Genomic DNA, 16,564 nt, shown 5'->3' on the forward strand with positions numbered 1-16,564 from the left:
CACCGGGACCCATCATCCCGCCGCCCTGGCCGCCGGGACCCATCATTCCGCCGCCCTGGCCGCCCTGGCCGCCGGGACCCATCATTCCGCCGCCCTGGCCGCCGGGACCCATCATTCCGCCGCCGCCCTGGCCGCCCTGGCCACCGGGACCCATCATCCCGCCGCCCTGGCCGCCCTGGCCGCCGGGACCGTACTGGTTCTGGTCATTCTGGGCCATAAGGCTTGACGAGAGGCTTGAAAGGGAGAGGGCGATGACAAGCACGGTGATGGTGAGAATAAAGACGTTTTTTGCCGTGAGTTTCATGTTAGTGCACCTCCCCTGGTGATGAGGGGGCGCCTTGTGGCGCTTCGTTTCCTGGGGGTGCCGTGCCGCCCTGGTCACCACCGGGGCCGGTGCCCGGGCCTTCCGGTTCCGGCGCGGGGCTGTTCTGGCCGCCTGCGCCGGCCTGGGGAGTGGTGATCTTCTTTCCGGTGATGTTCTCAAGGGCTCCCTTGACCATCTGCGCCTCGGGGCTGAGGGTGCTCTTATTGTCGATGCTCATCATGGGCCCTCCCATGGAGCCTCGGTTGTTCTTGAGGTAGGTGAGCTGATCCTTGGTGAGGAGTTTTTCCAGGGAGCTCGTCGAGGCGTTCACCTCTGTCTGAAGGGCGAGGTACTGTTCCATACCGGCAAGGAGTTTTGCTTTCTGCTCATCGCTGAGGGGGTAATACTGGTCGCTTTTGAGGCGGAGGATGCCTACGGCGAGCTCATGGATGGTGAGGCTCTCGGGGCCTGAGTAGGCGTTGTTCGCCCCCTGCTGAGAGGTGCTCTGGGAGCCCTGCTGGCGCGTCTTGTCCTTTGAACGGAGGAAGAACCAGTAGATCTGAAAGCAGACGATAAGCGCCAGAAGCCCGATGATAATAAGCTGTGTCCGGTCTTTTCCCATCGTGTTTTCTCCTTGTCTGGTTTTCTGTGGTGGAGACATTATAACATAAAACCATGGCCCTTTCAAATTTTAGGGAAAAGGTGCCGCACGAGGGTGGCCGTTGACTTTTGGGAGGTGTTCTGTTAGGATGAGGAGTATATACTGTCATGGAAGAGAAAGAAGCCTCATCCCTTTCCGGCTTGAAAAGGTTTTTCTCGCCTCTGGGGCGCAGGGAATACTGGGGGGAGTTCAACACGGTCTATGTGACCGCGTTCTACTGCCTCTGCGCCCTGCTGGTGACGTATCCCCTCATTGCCCACATGGGGGAGTATATCACCGGCAAGATGACCACCGATCTCCCCAGGGCGGGAATTTTCTCCTTCTGGTGGATCAAGAAGTGCCTCATCGAGCGCCACGTCTTTCCCCTTTCATGCGATCTCATCAATTACCCCACGGGTCTCTCATTTTATGCGTCGGACCCCCTGTCATCCATTGCGGGGATGTTCCTCGAACCCCTGTTCGGCTTCCCCGGCGATTATAATGTGATATTCCTGGTGAATCTCGTGGGAGGGGCCCTGGCGGGCTATTTTCTTGTCTATTATTTCACGAAGAACAGGGCCGGGGCCCTCGTGGGAGGCACCCTCATGGGCTTCTGCCCCGCGAGGTTCTCCACCTATATCGACGGCATCTCCGATTTTGTCCATTTCCTGTGGCTGCCCCTCTACGTGCTCTATCTGTCGAAGGTCTATGACAGGAAGGGGCGCGTGTGGGACGAGGTGCTCAGCTGCGGGATAATTTTGTTTATGACTTTTTTCGCGAACTGGTATATCGGGCTTTTCGCCCTTCTGATCACGGTATTTCTCTTCGTGTACCGGCTCTTCTTCGTGGAGCGCACCGGCGCGGAGAGAGTGCAGCTCTTCAAGAGGTCCCTCCTTGTGGGCCTTGTGGGCGTCGGCCTGGTGTTCCCCTTTGCCGTCGCGCAGTACGTGACGGTAAACTGGGGGTCCTCCGGCGCCGGGGAGACGATGCTCAGCAAGAGCCGCGCCAAGCGTGCGGCCCTTCTGAGGCGCAACGCCGCGGATCTTACCGAGTTTTTCACCATGGGAAAGAGCGAGGAGAAGAACCGCTTCTACCCCAACCACCATCTTGTCTATCTCGGCTACCTCGCCCTTCTTCTGGCAGGCTGCGGCCTGTGGCATGCAAGGCGGGACCGCTCCGTGATTTTCTGGGCCGTCGTGGCGGGCGGGTTCTTCATCCTGGCCCTGGGGCCCACGCTCCTCGTGAATGGGGAGGTGATCCCCCCCTGGGCGCTTCTCAACAAGAAGTATCTCAATCTTTTTGGTCTCTTTGTCAAGGTGGTGCCGGGATTCAAGAGCACGAGCCACCCGTACCGCTTTGCCCTCATCGTGTCCATCGCCCTCTCGGTGCTCTCGGGCTACGGCGTGGCTTGGCTTTTGAGGAAGGCGCAGGATGACTGGCGGAAGTTTCTTGTGGCGGCGGCCATCGCGATGGTGGGCATCTTTGAGTATGTGATGCTCTCGCCGCTCCCCGCCCCTCTTCCCTACACGAAGCTGGAGCGGCCCCTCATGTACCGCATGATGGCCAGGGACAAGGAGCAGTATGCCGTGCTTGACGTGCCCCTGGGCCTGCTCGAGATGCCGGGCTCCCGGGGCCACAAGGCCTATTACCCCACGTCGCTTTTTTATGTGTATTATCTCACGATCCATGGCAAGCCCATCCCCTATTCCCTCGAGGGCTTCCAGATGGAGCTCATCACGGGCAACTCCTTCATGGAGCACCTGCAGACGATGGCGGAGACGGGTGATTTCACCGATGAAAAATTCTTTCTTTTCGGGAACCTGAACGAGATGATGAAGCGCCAGTACAGGGAGGTTCCCGATGCCCTGATATTCCAGGACCTCACCCGGCTGAGGCTGCGGAATTACCGCTATGTGATCCTTCACCGGAGCCTTGTTTCCCCGGAGAAGGCGTCGGCCCTGGGGGATTTTCTGGGGAAATATCTCGGCGAGCCGGTAAAGTTCGGCGAGCGCTGGATCTATATGCTGTAAGGAAGGAGCGTCACCTGATGCCTCACGATGAAGAGCGGGGTTCCCTTATAGGAAAAGTGGCCTTTATTGTGGTGCTTGAGCTGTTCGTCATCGCCTTTGTGCTCCCCTCGCTCCGGGACGTGATAAGCGTGGGGACCCCTTCGCGCATGATGGGGCGCCCCGGCGGCATGGCGCAGCCCAAGGCGACCAAGATCTACACGTCGAAAATGGTGGACAAGTGCCATACCTTCGCCGGGTATCCCTGGCCCGAGGAGGACAAGGAGAGGATCACGGCGGTGAGCGACATCTCTCTCAACCCGGTGAGCCAGGCCCTCAAGGCCTGCAGGGGGCAGATAATGTGCCTGCTCCTCTATGACGCCGTGAGGCAGTCCGATGCCACGTTCTCGCGCTATGGAGAGTTTTTTGAGGGAATGACGAGCAGGATGACAGTGAATCCGCTCCGCGACGGGGTGAGCTATTTCTACTACGACCTGGGGGGGAGCATGTACGAGGCGCGGTTCAACCTCTACGTGGCCTCCATGGAGGTGGGGAACATTGATGTGCTGGTAGCCCCCGTGGCCGTTGACTACGTGGTGATATCGCTTCTTGAGCCCGATCATTTTGCCGGGGGCCTCGGGGCGATGCTGGCCTACCAGCCCGATCTCCCGGTGGTGGTGCCGCCGGGCAAGGACGCGGCAAGGGTCTTCGGCGAGCACCGGTGCGAGGTGAAGAAGCTGATAGTACTCCCCGAGGGCTACACTTCCATGAGCGAGCGCGTGGGGATCCTCGTGCTTCCCTGCGCGAACGGCGAGGGCTTCGAGGCCGATCTGGTGGTGCGGGTAAAAAACGGTATCGGTATCGTGGCGAGCGCGGGAAGGCCGGGGATGGAGCAGATCATCGCCGAGGCCGAGAAGGCCACGGGGCAGAAGGTCCGCCTTTACGCGGGAGGGACGAGCCTGCTTATGGGGATGGAGAACGCGGAGGACATGGGGATGATGAAGCGCCTGCGGGCCTCCCATCCCGACATGGTCATCTATGCCAACGCCACGACCTCCCTTATGGCCGATGCGGCCATGGAGGAGCTTTACGGGGGGAGGTACATGCCGGTCTCTCTCGGCACGACCCTTCCCCTCGTCAATCCGTCGCTTTTTTACCGGATGGTGAAGTAAAAGGAAGAGGGGAAAGGAGTCCCGTGGCGGGGGGAAAACGGGAAAGGAATGAGTATGCGCCTGAAAGAGCGGCTCAGAGAGGCGATGCCTTACCTTTACGCTGCCGCGGGGTATCTCGTGCTCGCCCTGGTGTGCACGTGGCCCATAGTGGAGGAGCTCCGGGAAAGGGTTATCGGTATTGACATCCCCAGCCCCGACATCGAGGGGGCCCTGTGGGTCCACTGGTGGGTGCGGTATGCCATCGAGAACCACCTGAACATGAACGTGTGCCCCCTGATCTATTTTCCCGTGGGGAAAAACGTGCTGATCCACATAGGAAATCTTGCCGAGGGCGTGGCGGCCCTGCCTTTCTATTATGCGTTCGGGTTCCCCGCCTATTATAATATTTTGTGCATTGTTCTGATGGCTTTTAACGGCGTGGCGATGTTCGCCCTCTTCAGGCGCTTTACCGGCGACTGGTATACGGCCTTTCTGGGGGGCTTCGTGGCTGCGTTTAACTGGTATTTCTTCAGGGAGGTGCAGGACGGCCACATCTGCTGCATCGCCACGGGGCTCCTGGCCCTTTATGTGCTGTTTCTGCTCAAGGTCATCGAGGAGGAGCGCTGGGAGCACGGCGTGATTCTCGCGCTGGTGCTCGCGGCGAACTGCCTGTGGTACTGGTTTTTCGGGGTCTTTCTCGCCCTTTTCACGATACTGTTTCTGCCTCTGTATTATTACGCCGAGCGGGGGCGCTTTGCCCCGGGGGCCGCACGGCGGCTTGCCTTTTCGGCGGTTTTGTTCCTGGTGGTGATCCTTCCTTTCGCGGCGACGTTTTTAAACTATCTGCGCCTGGAGAAGACGCTGCCGGGCACGACGTTTTTCGAGGCCTTCCCGCCTCTTTCTGAGGTGTTCGGGAACCTTGCCCACACGGACCCGCGCAAGCTCACCCTGGGAAACTCGGTGAGCCTGGACAGCGAGCTGCTCGCTTATCCCTATGTGCTTCTCCTCGTGGGGGGCCTTCTTCCCCTCTTCAGGATCAAGGAGTCGGGGTATTACTGGGTCGTGCTGTGGGTCTTCATGTTCTCCCTCGTGAGCGGCCCCTATCTGTATGTGGCGGGAGAGTTCCACGGCATCAGGATGCCTTTCGCCTATCTGTACCAGTTCTTTCCGATGTTCTCGCGCCTCAATTTTCCCAAGAGGCTCGTGGTGATGGCCCTCATCCCCATGGGGATCCTGTTCGTGAAGAACATGGAGTGGATCAAGGGGCTCATCAAGGAGCGCTTCAGGTGGGTCTGGCCGTTCCTCATGGGGATTCTCGTGGTCCTCACCTGCGCGGAGTTTTACTGGGTCAAGGGGCAGATCCCCATGGACAGCAAGGAGATCTCGATCCCCCAGGTCTTTCACGTCCTGGCGAGGGAGCCTGACTGCGCCCTCATCGAGGTGCCCTTCCTGTGCTGCTCCAAGTCGATGCTCTACCAGACGGTCCATCACAAGAAGCTCATGGGGGGCCTCGGCGAGCCTGCCACGTGGCTTCACTCGCCGGACTTCGTGCAGTTTTACAAGTCAAATACGTTCCTGGAGTATCTTCTGGGCCTCAATGACCTCAACACGCCGCCCTATGCCACGTTCAAGAAGGAGGATCTTGAGGCGCTCACGGCGCGGGGCTTCAAGTACGTGATATTTTACAAGGGCTACACCGGCGAGGTGGCGATAAGGACCCTGGGGTACAGCAACCCTACGGTCCAGGAGGAGATTGCGACGCGGATAAAAACGGCCATGGAAAGCAATTTCGGCGCGCCGATCTACCGCGACGAGAACCTGGCCATCTACCGGATGGCGAAGAAAGAGAAGAACAGCCTGGGAAAATGAAGCGGGAGTGATGCAAGGTGAAGGTGCTGCTGGTGAATCCATCGCTTGACCCGCGGGAGTACAAGAATCCCGTGGCGCAGGCCCTCTTTACAAACGCGATGCCTCTGGGCATCTGCTACCTGGGGGCTGTCCTCGAGAGGGAGCGCATCGACGTGGTGCTCCTTGACGCGGCGGCGGAGCGCCTCTCCCACGAGGAGGTCCTCGAATTCGTGAGGAAGCATGGCATCGACGTCGTGGGGATCACCTCGACGACGAACGGGTTTTTCCGCGCCGTGGGGCTTGCGAGGGTCCTCAAGGAGTACGGGGGGGCGTCGTTCCCCGTGATGCTCGGGGGGCCCCATGTGACGGACATGCCGCACCACGCGATGTCCTTCGAGTGCTTTGACTACGGCGTGATGGGCGAGGGCGAGGAGACTATCGTGGAGCTGCTTTCGGTCATCGCCGGGAAGCGTGCCGCCGCCGAGACGGAGGGGATTATTTATCATGAAGAGGATAAGGTGGTTTTCACACCCAAGCGCCCCCTGATTCAGGATCTTGATACGATACCATTTCCCGCGCGGCACCTGCTGAAGAACCTGGACGTGTACCATTCGCTGCTGGTGGATGTGAAGTATCTCCCCAAGATGAGCATCGTGGCCAACAGGGGGTGCCCTTTCCGGTGCATTTTCTGCAGCACTGCATCGATGGGGAAGAAGTACCGGATGCCGAGCCCCGAGCGCTACCTCGAGGAGATTGATCTCCTCAAGGAGCAGTATGGCGTGCGGGAGATATTTTTCGTGGGGAGCACCTTCACGGCGAGCCGCGAGCACACGGACCACTTCTGCGACATGCTGCTTTCGAGGGGGACCAATGTGGCCTGGACGGCGTCCACGCGCGTGGACGTCGTGGATAAAGAGCTTCTCGTGAAGATGAAGAAGGCAGGGTGCTGGATGGTGCGCCTCGGCATCGAGAGCGGCAACGACGAGGTGATCCGGTTTATAAGGAAGGCGATCACAAGGGAGCGCGTCCGCGAGGTGGCAAAGATGTGCGACGAGATAGGGATGCACGCGAAGGGGTTTTTCATGCTGGGCCATCTCCCCGATACCAAGGAGACTATTGACGATACGATTGCGTTCGCCCTCTCCCTTCCCCTCACGGAGGTGACGGTGCAGCTCAACACGCCTCTCCCCGGCACGCCGCAGTATGACCTGGCGCCTCTTTATGGGAGCTTCAAGGCCGGGGAGTTCTCGGAGTTTAATTTTTTTGAGCCGGTCTTCGTGCCGAAGGGCCTCACGAAGGAGTATCTCGTGAGGAAGCAGCGCGAGCTTTACCGGCGCTTTTACCTGAAGCCGGGGACCATAAGGAAGCACCTGGACAAGCTCAGGAGCCCTTACGCGAGGAAGAGCTACATGCAGGCCCTGGGGCTTTTCATCCATCTCACGCTCACGAACAGGGCCTCTTCGTGAGGGCTTTCCGGTGAGTGCGCCTGCGCGGTAAGGCGGAGGAAGGGATCTTCGGCGGGCTTTCGTGGGAGATTTCGCGGCGAGAACTTCGCGGTGAGGATTCCATGGTAAGGGAATCTTCGCAGGGAAAGGGAGTGCAGGGCATGGAGGAGAGGGAACACCCGGCGACAGGCATCGGGGGCCGGATCAAAAAGGACCTGGTGGTGAGGGAGCAGCTCGCCTATGAGAGGACTGTGCTTGCCAACGAGAGGACGCTCCTCGCGTATCTGAGGACCGCCCTGGCTTTTTTTGCGGCGGGGGTCACCTTTCTCCATTTTTTTCCCGGCGCCGTCATGGGGATGATAGGGTGGGGCTTTGTCGGGGCGGGGCTCGGCCTTTTCATCACGGCCCCCCTGAGATACCGCGCGGTAGGAAAGATAATGAAGAGCCATTGCGCGGGGATGGCAAGGCCAGAGCCAGGGGAGGAGCGCTGAGGCGCGGTTTCCTTGAAGGGGAAGGCTAGAGCCCAAGGAAGATGCCTTTGTCCTCAAGAGCGGTTTCGAGAGTGATTTCCTCTGTATGCATTGAGATAAGCTCCTATCTGATGCCGAGCATTTTTTTCCACCAGGGGCGCCGGATGTCGGCGAGGGCCAGCTCCCAGTGGATGCGGTAGTCTTCCTTCGCCCGGTTCTCTTCGGCGAGCTTCGCCGAAAGGGAGGCCACGGCGTCGTCCTTCTGCTGGATGGCTATCTGCACGTTGTTGAGCACGCTTTTCGCCCGTATGATCAGCTCTTTTTTCTGGGCGATCTCCCTGCTCATGGAAAGAAACCTGTCGGCGACCTCTTCTGCCGGCGCCGGCAGAAGCTTGAGCTTCCGCTCCTGCTCCTCGAACTTGTAGCGGTACATCATGAGGCCTGCCTGCAGCCGTTCACGCTCCCGGTCCCATTCGTCGCGCTTTTTTTCATAGTGCTCCAGGGGAATGGAGGGATTCACCAGGTCGCCGCCCGGTGACGGGGCCCCCTCGCAGGGGCTCATGGGGCGCGCCGTCCTCGGCGCTTCTGATTCGTCCAGAGAGCCCTGTTCTTCCCGGGTGCACGGATCGTCTTCGTCGCAGGGGGGCATGAGGTCGCATGCCAGGATCTTTTCAAGCGCATCCCTGTGGATAAGCCATTTTCCCCTCCCTGTCCCGTTCGCTTTCTTCACCTGGTCAAGGCGCTTTCTCTTGACCATAAGGCCGATTGCATTTTCGCTTTTCCCCGTGAGCCGGCTCGCTTCCTGAATGGTCACCCAGGGACCCTGTGATTGCCCGTTATCTCTCATCTGAATGGCACCTCCGTCTCGGCGGACCTTTTAAAAAAAATAGAAACACGCGCTAGATGTGGTATCCAGCCGTGTTCCCGCATAGTAGGTATTCAGTGGATCTGGAAAAGATCCTGCTTTCCGGGGAGAGATCTTTGGCAGGAGAAAATATTTTCTCCTGCCTCAGGTCCGGGCAAGGTGCTCTCCAAGCTGCGAGAGGAGCCCGTTGGCCTTTCTGAGGCGCTCGCAGAGGGTGCTCATCAGGTTGATGGAGAACTGCGGAAACTTTTTGATGAGCCTGCGAAAATTCTGCTTGTTGATGCTGATGAGGAGGCCTTCCTTGAGCATCACGGCCCGCGCCGAGCGCGGCCGGTCGTCAAGAAGGGACATCTCCCCGAAGAAATTGTTCTTTTTGAGCTCGACGTGGATGACTCTTCCAAAGGACGGTGAGTCCGTCGAGATCGCCACGGAGCCGGTGATGACGATGAACATCTCGCCTCCTGCGGAGCCTTCCTCGAAGAGGGTGAAGCCGCGGGGATAGTGCTTCATTTCGATGAGGGCGCAGAGCTCTTTCAGCTCGCGCTCTGAGAAGCCGCAGAAGATGTCGGTCTCTTTCAGCAGGGATATCTTCTCCTCGAGGGCGAGATGGGCTACTCCCACCGGGGAAGTGGTGGGGGTTTCAGCACGTCCTTTCTTCTGGGGCTTTGGGGTGGGCGAGGGACCTGACTTTTTCATGGTGTGGCGCTCCATTTTCGTAAGTATGTTCCACCTTGCGGCTTTGCAGCCTTATGCGGGGTGAGGCCACAGGGAGCGGCGCGGAAGGTGTCAGGCAAGATGCGCATGGCTTGTGTGTATGGTGCGGGGATCGCTTCCCGGCCTTTCACCAATTTTACCAGAGGGGGAGCGTTCTGGCAATGGGTTTTGGAAAATTTTCTGCAGAGAGGGGGTATTTTGCCCGTGTGGCGGGCTTTTCCAGGGGTCAGTGAAGAGGTGCGAGCTCTCCTGGAAAAATCAGCCCACGAGGTGGGGTTTTTTATGGGGTTCTCACCCACCTGGTGGGAATTTTTAAGGAAAGCTTTAAAGCCCCACCTTTATTGATTTCAAGTGGTTCTGTTATTGCAGAATCTCTTTGCTAAAAGAGTATTAGACGACAGAAGCCTGGTTTTGTGCTCAAATCAGGATTTGTTTCCTTTCCCTTGTATGTCGTTGTAACTTGTGTTACAATATTGTGGTAACAGAGGTTACAGCAACAAGAGGAAAGGCCTGATACAATGAACATCGAAGCTCATCTTGAATCCCTGAGAGAAGCATTCTCAACGATAGATCTCTGCGTTGATAAAGGAGCAGAAAACCACCAGCGCGCTATAGGCTTTCTCACCTCCCTCGGCGCGGCGGAAATGCTTGAACTTTACCTCCATAAGAGCAGGCTCCTCCATGTGAGCGCGCGCGTTCACCATGAATGGCTGAAGTCAAAAAAGCGGCTCGCTGAAAAGATCCCGCAGGATTTTCCCCGGAAGGCGGAGATTCTTGAGCTCGTCTATAACATTGAGAAGAACCGCAATGATTTCTGCTATGGCAAGAAAGTGGAGGCTTCGCGCCTGAGAGATCAGCTTGAGCAGTTCAACGCCCTTAAGGAGCTTTTCAGGGAGGTGGGGCTTGATGAGATATAGCAGCGCAGTTCCCTATGCCATGGATTTTGTGTCCTTTGTGCTTGAGCACCTGGAGCCGGAGCGCATCGAGGCCATAAGAGCGGTGATTCTTTTCGGATCGGGCGCGAGAGGGGAGCTCAGGAAAAAGAGCGATATTGATATCTTTTTTGAGGCCTCCGGCGAGCTGTCTGCCCTGGAGAGTGAGATTGAGCGGTATGCCGAGGACTTCTATGCATCGGTAAAATACCGCGATTACTGGAAGCTCAAAGGCTCTACTCAACACTTCAGCTGCCATGTGGGAAACGCCGATGTCTGGAAAAGCCTCTACCCTGCCCTTGTGGCTGACGGCATCGTGCTCTATGGCAAGTATGCCTCTTCCGATGCGCAGGGGAAGACCGGGGTGCTTTTCTTCTGGGACACTGCGCCCACCTATAACAAGCGCATCAATCTATTCAGGACTCTTTACGGCTATAGGGCCCGTGGGAAAACCTATCCCGGCCTGCTCGGGAAGGCGGGAGGCGAGAAGCTCACCAGAGGGTGTATTCTCGTCCCCCTGGAGTCGCACAAGATCATCGACGAGTTTTTCAAGAAGCTTGGCGTGGCGGCAAAGAAGCTCTTTGCCGCTTTCTATTGAGCATCCCGGTATTCATTTTCCACATCAGTCAGGCTTAGATATTGAGAGACGGCAAGATTCTGTCTGTCTTGATGACCGCCGGGTTGAAAAAGTTAAACAGAGGGGCCCGGAAGGGGGAAGGAAAGAGGAGGGCGCCACAGAAACAAGGGATATGGGACATCGCGCGGCGCGAACAGAGAGAGAGGTGCTGTTCCTCGTCACCTCGTGCTTTTTTTTCTCGGGGATGTGCGGCCTCATCTACCAGGTCCTCTGGACACGGACGCTCTCCCTCATCTTCGGCCACACGACCTTTGCGGTGAGCACGGTCATCACGGCTTTCCTGGGGGGGCTCGCCCTGGGGAGCGCCCTTATAGGGAGGTGGGCCGACAGGGAGGAGGTGCTGAGAAAGGCAGTGGGAAGGGGGAGCGCCTCGCCGGCGCTGGCGGCTTACGGGGCCATCGAGGTCCTGGTGGGAGTCTACTGCCTCTTCACGCCGTTGCTTTTCAAGGGCGTGGAGGCCGTTTACCTGAAGTACGCCGGCCTTCCCTTCTTTGCCCTCAGCATGCTCCGTTTTGGCCTGTGCCTCGTGGTGCTCCTCTTTCCCACGTGCCTGATGGGGGGGACTCTTCCGCTGCTCGCGCGGTTTTTCATCAGGAGAGAGGGGGAAGTGGGGAAGGGGCTGGGCTTTCTTTATTTCATCAACACGGCGGGAGCGGTGGCGGGGACGGTGGCGGCGGGGTTTTTCCTGATTCCTGCAGTGGGTACGACGGCCACGCTCATGGCGGCGGCGACGGTGAATATCGGGATCGGGGCCTTCGTGACGGTGAGCGGAAGAAGGGGTATCGGGTCTTCGGGCGAGGACGGGGTGCGTGGCGGCGTGGCGGCGGCGCCAGGGAGCCTCGATGAGGCGGGAGGGGAAGCCCTTCCCGGAGAGGGCGGGGAGCCCCGAGGTGCGTGGCGGTCGTGGCTTTTCATAGGAGTCTTCGCGGCGGCGGGGTTCGCGTCGATGGTCTATGAGGTGGCCTGGACCAGGGCCATCTCGCTTGCCATAGGGAGCACCACCTATGCCTTCTCGACGATGCTCGCCACTTTTCTCTCGGGCATCGCCCTGGGGAGCCTCATCTTCAGCAGGCTTGCCGCCCGTCGGGCCTTCAGCTTCAGATCTTTCGGGTGGACAGAGGCCGCCATCGGCGTGGCGAGCGCCGTCACCATCCCTCTCCTTGGCGCCCTCCCCCTCCTGTTTTTAAAGGTATTTCCCCTGGTGGAGCGTTCATATGCGCTTCTGTGCGCCGCCGACTTCATGCTCTGCTTTTTCGTGATGATCGTCCCCACGACCCTCATGGGGATCGCCTTTCCGCTGGCGGGGAAGCTCACGACGAGGCACCTCTCGTCGCTCGGGAGGAGCATCGGCACCATCTATGCCATCAACACCCTGGGGTGCATCATAGGGGCCTTCTGCGCCGGGTTCCTTCTTATTCCCGGGGCGGGGATACAGAAGAGCCTTGTGACGGCCGTGCTTATCAACGTCGTGGGGGGGCTCGCGGTGCTCTGGGCCTACGAGAAGAGGACGATGCTGAGGGTGGCGGCCTGCATCGCGGCGCTTGCCGCCTTTCCGGCGGCAGCGCTCATCCCCCCCTGGAACGAGGCGGTGATGAGCAGCGCCCCTTCAGTCTATGCGCGCTTCTACGGGCAGGGAAAAGTTGATTTCAACACATGCGAGAGGCAGTATGTGGTCTTTCAGCGCGACGGCATCAGCTCCACCGTGTCGGTATACAAGATTGACCGGCAGCTTTTCCTGCGCGTCAACGGGAAGACCGACGCGAGCACGAGGGGCGACATGGCGACGCAGGTGCTCCTCGGCTACCTTCCCGCCTTTTACCACCGCGCCCCGGAGCGCGCCTTCGTGATCGGCCTGGGGAGCGGCATGACCATGCGGGCCCTCCTGGACATCCCCTCGGTAAAGGAAGTGACCTGCGCCGAGATAGAGCCTGCCGTCATCGAGGCCCATCGCTATTTCGCCCCTTACGTGAGGCATCCCCTCGAGGACCCCCGGAGCGCCGTGGTGGTCGCCGACGGGAGAAACAGCCTCATGGCGTCAGAAAGAGAGTATGATGTTATCGTGTCGGAGCCTTCGAATCCATGGATTGCCGGCGTGGCGAACCTTTTTTCGAAGGACTTCTTCGAGGTGTGCCGGCGGAAGCTCACCGCCGACGGGGTGCTCTGCGCGTGGATCCACGCCTATTACATGGACCCTGCCGATTTCAGGATGATCGTCGCGACGCTCGGGTCGGTCTTTCCCCACACGGCGGTGTGGCGGGGCACCAGGAGCGATTTTCTCCTCATCGCGGGGAAGCAGCCTCTTGTCTTTGATTATGACGGCTACGCCGCCCTTTTCGCCTCGTCGGAGGCCTTCAGGGCCTCTCTCGGCGGCATCGGCATCAAGAGCCCCGATGCCCTCCTCGCCCACTTCGTGCTGGGGGGCGGGGAGCTCAGCGAGGCCTACCGGGCGGCAAGGATAAATTGCGATGAGTATCCCTTTCTTGAGTTCTCGGCGCCGAAGAGCCTTTACATGGAAACCGTGGATCAGAATGTGGGCGATCTCTATGCCCAGAAGGAAGAGCTCCTCCCTGCCATGCGGGGAGGCCCGGCCCAGGGCGGGCTCTCAGCCTATTTCTACGAGAAGTTCAACGAGATGACGGCGGACTCCGTCCCGGGGATGGCGCGGCGCGTTCTTGAGGAGGGGCTCTCGAGGATGCCCCGCCACGTGCAGCTTAATCTGATGTATGTGAATAATCTGATCGCGGCCGCCGACATGCGCGGGGCGCTTGCAAGGGCGGAGAAACTTGCCGCCCGGAATCCCCAGGAATATCACTACTTCGCGCTGGCGGGCGATCTGTGCCGGAAGGCGGGGGACCAGGGGAAAGCCCTGGAGTGGTACAGGAGCGCCTATGAGGTGAGGAGCGACGGGCCTGGCGCGAAAATGAACTATGTGAAGGCGCTGCTGGCGTGCGGCAGGGCCCGGGAGGCCCTCTCCGTGCTTGACGGGGGGACGACAGGCGCGGCCGTGCCCGGGGAGCGGGAGGCAAGGGAGGACGCTATGGAGCTTGAGGAAGTAGCGAAGGACATGGAAAAGGGGGACTGGCTTGTGAAGGCGCGGCTTGGCTCCGGGGCCATGGCGCCCCTGGTGCTCACGGTGCTCCGCGTTCCCCTCGCCGGTGCGGCAGGCCTCGAGGCTCTCGCGCCCGTCGCCGGGGAGGAGGCGGCCCGGCGAGGCTTCGAAAGCGCGGCGCTCATCGTGAGGGGCGCAGAAGTGCCTGCGGCACTTCTGAGGACGGGTCGGCAGCTGATGCACCCGGGAGAGAGAAGGAGTTTTTAGGGAAAGGGAGAATGTCTCGGTGCGGGAATCACGGCTAGACTATTCTGGCCCGTGATTCCTATTTTTTTTCAGGAGGTGGACCTATGGTGTCCCACATTGTGACGATTTCGCAGGAGGAGCTTGAAGAGCTTGAAAATATTGACGTGGGCGGCGGCAGGAGAAAAGAGGAGCAGCCCGTGACGAGGGAGGAGCTCAAGAGCCTTCTTGAGGAGGTGATGGAGTCCCGATCCATGCAGCTCATGAAGCCTGTGGAGCAGCAGGCCCTCTTTATCGCCGGCAGGCTCTCCCAGGAGAACAGGGAGCTCCACGAGCGGATCGAGGCCATCAGGGAAGAGAACGTGGCGCTCAGGGACAAGCTCAAGTGCCTGCCTGCCCCTGCCGAAGAGGTGACGCAGGTCATGAAGGTGAGGGAGCGGGAGGTGCAGAGCCTCAGGGAGGAGAAGGCGGCTCTCGAGGCGGCCCTCTCTGCCGAGAAGGGGAGCACCGAGAAGACGTCTCAGGATATCGCCGAGCTCAGGGCGGCCCTTGACGAGGAGGCGACAAAAAAGACGGCGCTCATCAGCGACCTGGAGCTGAGGCTTGCCGAGGAGAAGGAGCGCCTCAGGAGCATCAAGGCCCGCGAAGAGATGCTTGCCGACAAGGCAAGGCAGGGCGACGCCCTCGTCGTTGAGCTCGAGGAGCGGATCAAGGAGGTCTTCCTCGAGGAGGGCCGTGTGAGGGCCGAGCTCAAGGCGCAGTGGGAAAAGTCGATCATGCAGCTTCGCGAGAAGCTGCGCGAGGAGGAAGAGGCCAAGGCGCGCCTCCGCGATGAATGGCACCACGCCGCGACGCAGCTCCAGGAGATGAAGCGGCCCTGGTGGAAGAAAGTGGCGGGCCTCAGGATATTCTGAAGGTATGCCACCGCGGCCTTCCTCACCGTCCCGGGATTTTCAATGCTCCTGGGCCGGAAGGCGGGGGGGGGCCGGCTATGACGGCGGTGAGGTGAGGGCTTCTTCGATAAGGGCGGTAAAGCGCCGGCCTTCATGATCCCATGTGTACCGGGGTGCGGCCCTCAGGCACGATTCCCGCGCAGAGGTGAGGGCCCCGTCCCGGCAGAGGAGATCGTTGACGGCAGAGGCGATGGCGCCTGCAGTGGAGAGATCGGCAAGAAAGCCGGTGCCCTCGCGGTCGATGAATTTTTTCAGCTCCTCGAGGCGCCTCTCGGCGAGGACGGGAAGGCCGGCCTGGAGAAACTCGAAAAGCTTGTTGGGCGTGCAGAAGCGCGTGTTGAGATCGATGGGCTCATAGGGGATGATGCCGAGAGACGCCGAGGCCGAATGGGAGAGAAGCTCATGCTGGCTCACGGCCTCAAGGAAATGGACTCTGCCCTGCCCATGGCGCTCCGCGAGGCTTTTGAGGGACGCGCCGTAGTCGCCGAATCCCAGCAGCACCAGGTGGATGTCCCCGTGGAAAAGGGCGGCGCTTTTTACGAGGTTTTCGAGGTTGCGCCCGGGGAGAAATCCCCCCTGGAAGAGAAGGATCTTTGCCCCGGGAGAGAGGGAGAGCTTTTCCCTGAGAAGGTCGTAGCGCGTTGCGGCATCGAAGCCCCCTGGCGGGTCGGTGCAGTTGTATATGACGGAGGGTTTTTCTATCCGGTAGCGCTCGGCGAAGAGAGAGGCGAGGGACTCGTTGACGGTGATAACCTTACGGGCCTTGGTGATGAGGGCCTTCTCGGCCTTCCCGGCGGCGAGGGCCTCAAGGGGCGAGAGGATCGTCTGGCCTGTATAGAACTCGTGGGCGTCATACACGAGAGGGACGCCGCGCTGCACTGCGGCGCGCCAGGCAGGGGGAAGCATGGGGAGATCGCATGCCACGTACAGGTGGGCCTCCTCAATAAGGGCTTTCTCGCAGTAAGAGGCGTCATAGGGGTGGACCCTCAGCTCCTCGGGCCGCTTCAGGAGCTGCGCCGCGTGGAAGAGGGTGTAGTAAGTCTTCCGGAGGGTCTTCCTGAGGAAGGGAAAGGAGCCCAGAGCCTTCTTGAGGGGGTCCTTGAGGGCGGGAAGGCCCGACGCCACGCCGGCAAGGACGTTCTTTATGGCGATGCCGGGGTACGACGGGTCTTCCGGGCGGCCGGCGCCCAGATCGGCAAGGATGACCGCCTCATGGCCCCGCGCCACGAGGCTCCGGGCTTCAAGCACGATGCGGCGGTCAACGATGGTGTCGGGCGTGAGAAAGACGATTTTCATAAGAAGAGGGG

The 16,564-nt window shown here is 59.9% G+C and carries 14 protein-coding genes; 9 read left to right on the plus strand and 5 right to left on the minus strand.

Translation table 11 applies throughout. From position 1 onward, the window contains the following. Window positions 1–304: hypothetical protein (locus RDV48_29795; protein MDQ7827027.1), on the minus strand; the 304-nt coding region annotated here is incomplete at its 3' end. Between the two features lies 1 nt (window position 305). Continuing rightward, window positions 306–926, minus strand: a complete 621-nt coding sequence (locus RDV48_29800) for a hypothetical protein (protein MDQ7827028.1) — start codon at window positions 924–926, stop codon at window positions 306–308. A 146-nt stretch (window positions 927–1,072) separates the two neighbouring features. Here RDV48_29800 and RDV48_29805 point away from each other — a divergent pair, with 146 nt between their 5' ends. From RDV48_29805 to RDV48_29825, 5 genes are all read left to right on the plus strand, one after another. After that, window positions 1,073–2,974: a hypothetical protein gene (locus RDV48_29805; protein MDQ7827029.1), complete on the plus strand. Its 1,902-nt coding sequence runs from the start codon at window positions 1,073–1,075 to the stop codon at window positions 2,972–2,974. A gap of 17 nt (window positions 2,975–2,991) precedes the next feature. Next, the gene (locus RDV48_29810; GenBank protein ID MDQ7827030.1) at window positions 2,992–4,122 is read left to right on the plus strand and encodes a hypothetical protein; all 1,131 of its coding nucleotides are present in this window, start codon (window positions 2,992–2,994) and stop codon (window positions 4,120–4,122) included. Window positions 4,123–4,176: 54 nt separating this feature from the next. Further along, the gene (locus RDV48_29815) at window positions 4,177–5,970 is read left to right on the plus strand and encodes a hypothetical protein (protein ID MDQ7827031.1); all 1,794 of its coding nucleotides are present in this window, start codon (window positions 4,177–4,179) and stop codon (window positions 5,968–5,970) included. A gap of 17 nt (window positions 5,971–5,987) precedes the next feature. Next, window positions 5,988–7,415, plus strand: a complete 1,428-nt coding sequence (locus RDV48_29820; protein MDQ7827032.1) for a radical SAM protein — start codon at window positions 5,988–5,990, stop codon at window positions 7,413–7,415. Between the two features lie 140 nt (window positions 7,416–7,555). Continuing rightward, window positions 7,556–7,885 carry a DUF202 domain-containing protein gene (locus tag RDV48_29825; protein ID MDQ7827033.1) on the plus strand — a complete coding sequence of 110 codons (330 nt, stop codon included), beginning with the start codon at window positions 7,556–7,558 and terminating at the stop codon, window positions 7,883–7,885. Window positions 7,886–7,988: 103 nt separating this feature from the next. Here the strand turns inward: RDV48_29825 and RDV48_29830 are convergent, their stop codons facing one another. Both RDV48_29830 and RDV48_29835 read right to left on the minus strand, forming a co-directional pair. Next, complete coding sequence (locus tag RDV48_29830) at window positions 7,989–8,711, minus strand: hypothetical protein (GenBank protein MDQ7827034.1); 723 nt, start codon at window positions 8,709–8,711, stop codon at window positions 7,989–7,991. 162 nt (window positions 8,712–8,873) lie between these two features. Further along, on the minus strand, window positions 8,874–9,425 hold the full coding sequence (locus RDV48_29835) for a cyclic nucleotide-binding domain-containing protein (protein MDQ7827035.1): 552 nt from the start codon (window positions 9,423–9,425) through the stop codon (window positions 8,874–8,876). Between the two features lie 536 nt (window positions 9,426–9,961). Between RDV48_29835 and RDV48_29840 the strand changes: the two genes are divergently transcribed. From RDV48_29840 to RDV48_29855, 4 genes are all read left to right on the plus strand, one after another. Next, window positions 9,962–10,360 (plus strand): hypothetical protein, encoded by a 399-nt coding sequence (locus tag RDV48_29840; protein ID MDQ7827036.1) that lies wholly within the window; start codon window positions 9,962–9,964, stop codon window positions 10,358–10,360. Beyond that, entirely contained in the window at window positions 10,350–10,973 is a 624-nt protein-coding gene (locus RDV48_29845) for a nucleotidyltransferase domain-containing protein (protein ID MDQ7827037.1), read from the plus strand. Before RDV48_29840 ends, RDV48_29845 begins: the two co-directional genes overlap by 11 nt. A 151-nt stretch (window positions 10,974–11,124) precedes the next feature. Next, window positions 11,125–14,328: a fused MFS/spermidine synthase gene (locus tag RDV48_29850; GenBank protein ID MDQ7827038.1), complete on the plus strand. Its 3,204-nt coding sequence runs from the start codon at window positions 11,125–11,127 to the stop codon at window positions 14,326–14,328. 83 nt (window positions 14,329–14,411) lie between these two features. Further along, complete coding sequence (locus RDV48_29855; GenBank protein ID MDQ7827039.1) at window positions 14,412–15,218, plus strand: hypothetical protein; 807 nt, start codon at window positions 14,412–14,414, stop codon at window positions 15,216–15,218. Between the two features lie 75 nt (window positions 15,219–15,293). On the opposite strand, the gene RDV48_29860 is transcribed toward RDV48_29855, so the two are convergent. Then, a complete protein-coding gene (locus tag RDV48_29860) occupies window positions 15,294–16,553 on the minus strand; it encodes a glycosyltransferase (protein ID MDQ7827040.1) in 1,260 nt (419 codons plus the stop codon). Between the last annotated feature and the right edge of the window lie 11 nt (window positions 16,554–16,564).

Source organism: Candidatus Eremiobacterota bacterium, assembly GCA_031082125.1.
Lineage (GTDB): Bacteria > Vulcanimicrobiota > CADAWZ01 > CADAWZ01 > Ess09-12 > Ess09-12.